This is a genomic window from Sphaerotilus sp., assembly GCF_041083715.1.
In the GTDB taxonomy this organism is placed as follows: Bacteria; Pseudomonadota; Gammaproteobacteria; order Burkholderiales; family Burkholderiaceae_C; genus Sphaerotilus.
Genome location: NZ_JBFPGY010000368.1, coordinates 1 through 5,205 on the forward strand (window position 1 = coordinate 1; position 5,205 = coordinate 5,205).

A 5,205-nucleotide genomic window follows, 5' to 3' on the forward strand; every position below is an offset into this window, starting at 1 on the left:
GATGGACGTGAACGCCGGCCGCATCGCCGATGGCGAAGAGTCGATCGAGGAGGCGGGCTGGGCGATGTTCCGGCTGATGCTCGAAGTCGCCAGCGGCCGCAAGACCTGGGCCGAGCACTGGAAGCTGCGCAACGCGCTGGTGCTGTTCAACCCAGCACCGGTGACCTGAGGCGAATCATCCCGGCGCTGCCCCAGCGCTGGACGACCCAGGCAGCAGGCGGTTAGGCTGGACGCCTGTCACCACTTTGTTTCGCTCCCATGTCCGACACCGTCTTCCACAAGATCGCCCTCTACACCGACGCCGATGGCAGCGCCCGCTTCCGTGACGAGCCCATCGCGCTGACCGACGGCAAGCCAGCGGCCCGCCTGTCACCGCTGATGCCCAGCGGCGGCTACCAACTGCGCCAGAGTCCAGTGGGGTTTCGCAGCGAGTTCCACTGCACGGAAACTCCGCAGTGGGTGTTCATTCTGGGTGGTCAGATGGAAATCGGCCTGCAGGATGGCTCTACACGGGTATTTTCGCCGGGGGAACATTTCTATTCTGCCGATGTGCTGCCAGCTGGTGCCACCTTCGATTCAAAGGTGCACGGACACTGGAGCCGGCAAGTCGGGCCGGACCCACTGACCACTGTGTTCGTGCGCAGCTGAGAAATCAGGCTGACAACAAAAAAGCCAGCTCGATGAGCTGGCTTTTGAGTGGTTGGTTGCGGGGGCAGGATTTGAACCTACGACCTTTGGGTTATGAGCCCAACGAGCTACCAGACTGCTCCACCCCGCGACTGAAACCTTCGTCAATCCGTTCTGGTGTACGGATTGACCTTCAAACAAAACAGCCAGCAAACTGCCAGCTGTTGCTGCAAGCGACTGATGCGACCTGCGAAAACTTGGTTGCGGGGGCAGGATTTGAACCTACGACCTTTGGGTTATGAGCCCAACGAGCTACCAGACTGCTCCACCCCGCGACTGAGACTCATATTCTATGCCGGAACAGCAGTTGTCAGCAAGTGCTTTTGGGGACTATTTTCAACTGCTCCCAAGGACAACCGCTTGTCGATCACTCGGCAGCTTCGGCCGGAGCCACCGTGGCGTCCGCGTCAGGACGGTCCACCAGCTCGACAAAAGCCATCGGCGCATTGTCGCCGACACGGTAACCCATCTTCAGGATGCGGCTGTAGCCACCCGGACGTGCGGCGTAGCGCGGGCCGAGGACCGCGAACAGCTTGACGACATTGTCGCGGTCACGCAGGCGGTCGAAGGCGAGGCGCTTGTTGGCCAGCGTCGGGGTCTTGCCCAGCGTGATCAGCGGCTCGACAACGCGGCGCAGTTCCTTGGCCTTGGGGACCGTGGTCTTGATGGCTTCGTGCTGGATCAGCGAATTGGCCATGTTGCGCAGCATTGCCAGACGGTGCGACGAGGTGCGGTTGAGTTTGCGAAGGCCGTTACGATGGCGCATGGTGGTTCTTTCTGGTTCAAATGCCGGCGGCCGGATCAGGTACCGCCGGGTGCACGTTCAAAGCGTGCTGGGTGTTTCAATCAGTCAGCGTCCGACCAGCGATCAACGCTTGTCGAGACCTTGCGGCGGCCAGTTCTCGAGACGAGCACCCAGGGTCAGGCCACGCGAGGCGAGGACTTCCTTGATCTCGTTGAGCGACTTGCGACCCAGGTTCGGGGTCTTCAGCAGCTCGGTCTCGGTGCGCTGGATCAGGTCGCCGATGTAGTAGATGTTCTCGGCCTTCAGGCAGTTCGCCGAACGCACTGTCAGTTCCAGCTCATCGACCGGACGCAGCAGGATCGGATCGAAGTGCTGCGCACGTGGTGCGGGCTCGACGATGCCGGCCAGGTCATTGCCTTCCAGCTGCGCGAACACGGCGAGCTGTTCGACCAGGATCTTGGCCGATGCACGGATCGCTTCCTCCGGCGAGATCGCGCCGTTGGTCTCGATCTCCATGACCAGCTTGTCCAGATCGGTGCGTTGCTCGACGCGGGCGCTCTCGACGGTGTAGCTCACGCGGCGAACCGGCGAGAACGACGCGTCCAGCACGATGCGGCCAATGCTCTTGGTCGGCTCGTCAGCGTAGCGGCGCATCGTGCCCGGCACATAGCCACGGCCCTTCTCGACCTTGATCTGCATGTCGAGCTTGCCACCCTGGGCCAGGTGCGCGATGACCAGGTCCGGGTTGATGATCTCGACATCGTGCGGCGTCTGGATGTCACGCGCGGTGACCGGGCCTTCGCCCTCCTTGCGCAACACCAGCGTCACCTCGTCGCGGTTGTGGAGACGGAACACCACACCCTTGAGGTTCAGCATGATGTGAACGACGTCTTCCTGCACGCCATCCACTGTCGAGTACTCGTGCAGCACGCCAGCGATCGTCACTTCGGTCGGCGCATAACCCACCATCGACGACAGCAGGACGCGGCGCAGTGCATTGCCCAGCGTGTGACCATAGCCACGTTCGAACGGCTCCAGCGTCACCTTGGCGCGGTGTCCGCCCAGCGGTTCGACGTTGATGGCTTTGGGCTTCAGCAGATTGGTTTGCATTCAAAGTTCCTGTCAATACCCTCGGCTCGTTACACCGATAAGGCTGATGGACCCACCGGGCGAGGCAAGACCCCAGCGCACCCGGGATGCGATGGGGTCTGAGGCACACACGCTCCGGTGCGTGCCATCTCACGAATCAGCGCGAGTACAGTTCGACGATCAGCGATTCGTTGATCTCGGCACCGAATTCGTCACGGTCAGGCGCCTTCTTGAAGGTGCCTTCCATCTTGGTCAGATCGACCGCCACCCACGCGGGCAGACCGATCGATTCGGCCAGCTTCAGCGCATCGACGATGCGCAGCTGCTTCTTGGCTTTTTCGCGCACCGACACCACATCGCCGGCCTTGACCGAGAACGACGGAATGTTGACGACCTGGCCATTGACCGTGACCGACTTGTGCGACACCAGCTGGCGTGCTTCAGCGCGGGTCGAGCCGAAGCCCATGCGGTAGACGACGTTGTCCAGACGCGATTCCAGCAGTTGCAGCAGCGTGGCGCCGGTGTTGCCCTTGCGGCGCTCGGCTTCGGCGAAGTAACGGCGGAACTGCTTTTCCAGCACGCCATACATGCGCTTGACCTTCTGCTTTTCACGCAGTTGCAGACCATAGTCCGAGGTGCGCGAACCCGAGGTGCGGCCATGCTGGCCCGGCTTGGTTTCGAATTTCGACTTGTCGCTGATCGAACGGCGAGCGCTCTTCAGGAACAGGTCGGTGCCTTCACGGCGGGAAAGTTTGGCCTTGGGGCCGAGGTAACGTGCCACGGACGTTGTCCTTGTGTTTCAATCTGACGCACGCAATTCGTGCGCGAGTCTCACGGGAATCCGCGAAACGGTGGTCTTAAAGTAGTGCGGCGGCTCTGAAGCCACTTCACCTTGGCAGTCGCAACGACGAATTTTCCGGCGAAGGCACAAGGCATTCGCCGGAAAACCTGCGATTGTAGCGCAAAGCGATGAATTCATCCTGTCTGCACACGCAGACAGGAATCCGACATCAGATGCGACGGCGCTTTTGCGGACGGCAGCCGTTGTGCGGGACCGGCGTCACATCGGAAATCGATGCGATGCGGATACCCAAGGAAGCCAGCGCGCGAACCGACGATTCGCGACCCGGACCCGGGCCCTTGATGCGAACGTCCAAGTTCTTGATACCTTGTTCCTGAGCGGCACGACCTGCGACTTCCGCCGCCACCTGGGCTGCGAAGGGCGTCGATTTACGCGAACCCTTGAAACCCTGGCCACCGCTCGAAGCCCAGGACAGCGAATTGCCCTGGCGGTCGGTGATCGTGATGATCGTGTTGTTGAACGAAGCGTGCACGTGAGCGATGCCATCCGCAACGTTCTTGCGGACCTTCTTGCTCACGCGGCGGGCGGCGTTGTTGACAGGTGCTTTTGCCATGACTCGAATCTTTCCTGGGCGACGATGCGCTTACTTCTTCAGCGCAGCAGCGCCCTTCTTCGGACCCTTGCGGGTACGGGCATTGGTGCGGGTGCGCTGACCACGCATGGGCAGGCCGCGGCGATGGCGGAAGCCACGGTAGCAGCCCAGATCCATCAGGCGCTTGATGTTGATCGAGATTTCGCGACGCAGATCACCTTCGATGGTGATCGTGCCCACGGCCTCACGGATCTTTTCCAGATCGCCGTCAGTCAGGTCCTTGACCTTCTTGTTGAACGGAATACCGCAGCTGTCGCAGATCTTCTGGGCGGTCGTGCGACCGACCCCGAAGATCGCGGTCAGGCCGATCTCGGCGTGCTTGTGCGGCGGAATGTTGATACCAGCAATACGTGCCATGGTGACTCTCTAAAGGGTTTCAGCGGCGGGTCGATCAACCCTGGCGCTGCTTGTGGCGCGGATCGGTGCAGATCACACGGACCACACCCTTGCGACGGATGATCTTGCAATTGCGGCAGATCTTCTTGACGGATGCCGAGACTTTCATGGTCTTCTCCTTGATCGGCTTGCGCTTCTCTTCCGGACAATGTTGGGAGGTTCGCTCACTTCGCCCGGAACACGATGCGAGCACGACTCAGGTCGTAGGGGGTCAATTCAACGGTCACTTTGTCCCCCGGAAGGATGCGGATGTAATGCATCCGCATCTTCCCGGAGATATGCCCGAGCACTACATGGCCGTTTTCCAGTTTGACCCGGAAGGTGGCATTGGGGAGGTTTTCGATGACCTCCCCTTGCATCTGAATAACGTCGTCTTTCGCCATACGAAATCGGCTCGCTACGCTTACTCGGTCTTTCTTGTTCAGCGTGCCTGGAAGCTCAGCTGGCCTTGAAGCTGGACTTCTTCAACAGCGTTTCGTACTGCTGCGACATCACGTACGACTGGACCTGCGCCCAGAAATCCATCGTCACGACCACGATGATCAACAGCGATGTTCCACCGAAGTAGAACGGCACGTTGTACTTCAGCACCAGGAACTCAGGCAGCAGGCAGACCAGCGTGATGTACACCGCCCCCCCAAGCGTCAAGCGCCCGAGGATCTTGTCGATGTACTTCGCGGTCTGCTCGCCAGGACGAATCCCGGGAATGAACGCACCACTCTTCTTCAGGTTGTCTGCGGTCTCACGGCTGTTGAACACCAGCGCCGTGTAGAAGAAGCAGAAGAACACGATCATCGCGGCGTAGAGCAACACATAGATCGGCTGCCCTGGCGA

General features: G+C 60.5%; 9 protein-coding genes, 2 tRNA genes and 1 pseudogene. 2 read left to right on the plus strand and 10 right to left on the minus strand.

Annotation, left to right across the window (positions count from 1 at the left end; genetic code table 11):
• Together garD and AB3X43_RS17330 are read left to right on the plus strand one after the other, a co-directional pair.
• Window positions 1-169 (plus strand): annotated as a pseudogene (gene garD / locus AB3X43_RS17325) (galactarate dehydratase); the annotation flags it as partial.
• A gap of 89 nt (window positions 170-258) precedes the next feature.
• Window positions 259-648 (plus strand): cupin domain-containing protein, encoded by a 390-nt coding sequence (locus AB3X43_RS17330; RefSeq protein ID WP_369431120.1) that lies wholly within the window; start codon window positions 259-261, stop codon window positions 646-648.
• Window positions 649-701: 53 nt separating this feature from the next.
• On the opposite strand, the gene AB3X43_RS17335 is transcribed toward AB3X43_RS17330, so the two are convergent.
• The 10 genes from AB3X43_RS17335 to AB3X43_RS17380 all read right to left on the minus strand — a co-directional run.
• A tRNA-Met gene (locus AB3X43_RS17335) sits at window positions 702-778 on the minus strand.
• A gap of 107 nt (window positions 779-885) precedes the next feature.
• Window positions 886-962 (minus strand) — tRNA-Met (locus AB3X43_RS17340).
• A gap of 92 nt (window positions 963-1,054) precedes the next feature.
• On the minus strand, window positions 1,055-1,453 hold the full coding sequence (gene rplQ / locus AB3X43_RS17345) for a 50S ribosomal protein L17 (RefSeq protein WP_369431121.1): 399 nt from the start codon (window positions 1,451-1,453) through the stop codon (window positions 1,055-1,057).
• Window positions 1,454-1,555: 102 nt separating this feature from the next.
• Window positions 1,556-2,542 (minus strand): DNA-directed RNA polymerase subunit alpha, encoded by a 987-nt coding sequence (locus AB3X43_RS17350; protein WP_293999505.1) that lies wholly within the window; start codon window positions 2,540-2,542, stop codon window positions 1,556-1,558.
• 136 nt (window positions 2,543-2,678) lie between these two features.
• Entirely contained in the window at window positions 2,679-3,302 is a 624-nt protein-coding gene (gene rpsD / locus AB3X43_RS17355; protein ID WP_369431122.1) for a 30S ribosomal protein S4, read from the minus strand.
• A 229-nt stretch (window positions 3,303-3,531) separates the two neighbouring features.
• Entirely contained in the window at window positions 3,532-3,936 is a 405-nt protein-coding gene (rpsK, locus tag AB3X43_RS17360) for a 30S ribosomal protein S11 (protein ID WP_179633180.1), read from the minus strand.
• Between the two features lie 30 nt (window positions 3,937-3,966).
• On the minus strand, window positions 3,967-4,332 hold the full coding sequence (rpsM, locus tag AB3X43_RS17365; RefSeq protein WP_310460632.1) for a 30S ribosomal protein S13: 366 nt from the start codon (window positions 4,330-4,332) through the stop codon (window positions 3,967-3,969).
• A gap of 34 nt (window positions 4,333-4,366) precedes the next feature.
• A complete protein-coding gene (gene rpmJ / locus AB3X43_RS17370) occupies window positions 4,367-4,480 on the minus strand; it encodes a 50S ribosomal protein L36 (RefSeq protein WP_012348927.1) in 114 nt (37 codons plus the stop codon).
• 55 nt (window positions 4,481-4,535) lie between these two features.
• The gene (gene infA, locus AB3X43_RS17375; RefSeq protein ID WP_004521905.1) at window positions 4,536-4,754 is read right to left on the minus strand and encodes a translation initiation factor IF-1; all 219 of its coding nucleotides are present in this window, start codon (window positions 4,752-4,754) and stop codon (window positions 4,536-4,538) included.
• Between the two features lie 55 nt (window positions 4,755-4,809).
• The coding region (locus tag AB3X43_RS17380) for a preprotein translocase subunit SecY (RefSeq protein WP_369431123.1) at window positions 4,810-5,205 on the minus strand (396 nt) is incomplete at its 5' end.

Excerpts from the sequence above, each read along its gene's own strand:
- AB3X43_RS17350 (WP_293999505.1), bottom strand. The coding sequence starts at position 2,542 with ATGCAAACCAATCTGCTGAAGCCCAAAGCCATCAACGTCGAACCGCTG.
- rplQ (WP_369431121.1), bottom strand. The coding sequence starts at position 1,453 with ATGCGCCATCGTAACGGCCTTCGCAAACTCAACCGCACCTCGTCGCAC.
- rpsK (WP_179633180.1), bottom strand. The coding sequence starts at position 3,936 with ATGGCAAAAGCACCTGTCAACAACGCCGCCCGCCGCGTGAGCAAGAAG.
- rpsM (WP_310460632.1), bottom strand. The coding sequence starts at position 4,332 with ATGGCACGTATTGCTGGTATCAACATTCCGCCGCACAAGCACGCCGAG.
- rpmJ (WP_012348927.1), bottom strand. The coding sequence starts at position 4,480 with ATGAAAGTCTCGGCATCCGTCAAGAAGATCTGCCGCAATTGCAAGATC.
- AB3X43_RS17330 (WP_369431120.1), top strand. The coding sequence starts at position 259 with ATGTCCGACACCGTCTTCCACAAGATCGCCCTCTACACCGACGCCGAT.
- infA (WP_004521905.1), bottom strand. The coding sequence starts at position 4,754 with ATGGCGAAAGACGACGTTATTCAGATGCAAGGGGAGGTCATCGAAAAC.